Genomic DNA, 1227 nt, shown 5'->3' with positions numbered 1-1227 from the left:
GTAAATGGCGAACTCACGAGTAAATGGTGCAAACTCACGAGTAAATGGCGTGAACTCACGAGTAAATAGCGGAAATTCACGAATAAGCTACAAATCTCATGGATTAAAAAGAGTGAAATTACGGTAAAACGTCTGATTTCAGATCCTAGCAGGAAAAAAGGGCTTTAATAAAGAAGCTAAAGGAGAAGGAGTTGATGTATGGATGTTAAAACCGTGTGAAAGGCCTATGAAAATGCTCAAACTGGAGGCATTAAGCAGGAGGCTATCAGCAAATCATCCAAAACAGGAAAGAATAAAGAACGATTTCCGGAAAATCCGTACAGGATTTAACGGGGAGCGGAGTATCGGAGAGGAGTTGAAGGATCTTCCGAAAGAATATCGAGTATTTCATGATTTGAGGTTAGACCACGCTCGGAGCCGTTATTTTCAAATGGATTTCCTAATTATCACCCGGAATTACTGTATCATCATTGAAGTGAAAAACTTTGCGGGAACGCTCTATTTTGACCGCACCTATCCCCAATTGATTCGTACAAAAGATGGACAGGAACAGGCATATCTGGATCCGCTAATCCAGGTCGACGTGCAAAAATCCCGATTAAATGATTGGCTTACTTTTCACAAATTCCCCTCGTTGCCGATTGAAACGTTAATTGCCAATGCAAATTCGAATACAATTATCAAAACTACCCCAGGTTTTACCCCCATTTTCAAAAAAATCACGGGAAAAGAAACCCTCATCACCAAAATCCATACCCTTGAAGAAAAGTATCCTTCTGAGCAATTAACCCAAAGGCAGAGCACTAGACTTTCGAACACGATTCTGCAAAAGAACACTCCACATAATCCTGATATACTCAAACTATATCAAGTCGATGAGCAAGATCTGCTAAAAAGCGTTCAATGTCCTGAATGCGCTGCTCTCCATATGCACTATCACTGGGGCAAATGGTCATGCAGTCAATGTTCTTACGCCTCCAAAGATGCCCACATTCAAACTCTTCGCGATTTTGCTCTCCTCATAAAACCCAATATAACAAATAAACAAGCACGGCTCTTTTTACAAATAGATTCAATTGATATCATGCAGCGGATGCTGTCTGCACTGGAATTGCCTTATTCGGGGCAATTTAAAAATAGAGCTTACAGACTTGATGGATTAATTCACGAGTAAATAGCAAACTCACGAGTAAATGGCGCAAACTCACGAGTAAATGGCGCAAACTC

At 40.7% G+C, this 1227-nt stretch carries 1 protein-coding gene; it reads left to right on the top strand.

Annotated features, from left to right (window positions below; all coding sequences use genetic code 11):
• Window positions 1-202 precede the first annotated feature (202 nt).
• On the top strand, window positions 203-1174 hold the full coding sequence (locus ADA55_RS02755) for an NERD domain-containing protein (protein WP_048678669.1): 972 nt from the start codon (window positions 203-205) through the stop codon (window positions 1172-1174).
• Window positions 1175-1227 lie beyond the last annotated feature (53 nt).

The sequence above is a fragment of the Bacillus sp. 220_BSPC genome (assembly GCF_001054655.1).
In the GTDB taxonomy this organism is placed as follows: Bacteria; Bacillota; Bacilli; order Bacillales; family DSM-1321; genus Peribacillus; species Peribacillus frigoritolerans.
The sequence above is the reverse complement of the archived record's forward strand: the minus strand, read 5'-3'. Positions and strand labels throughout refer to the sequence as shown.

Bases quoted from the DNA above. Each gene is read 5' to 3' on its own strand.
- ADA55_RS02755 (WP_048678669.1), top strand. From the start codon at position 203: ATGTTAAAACCGTGTGAAAGGCCTATGAAAATGCTCAAACTGGAGGCA.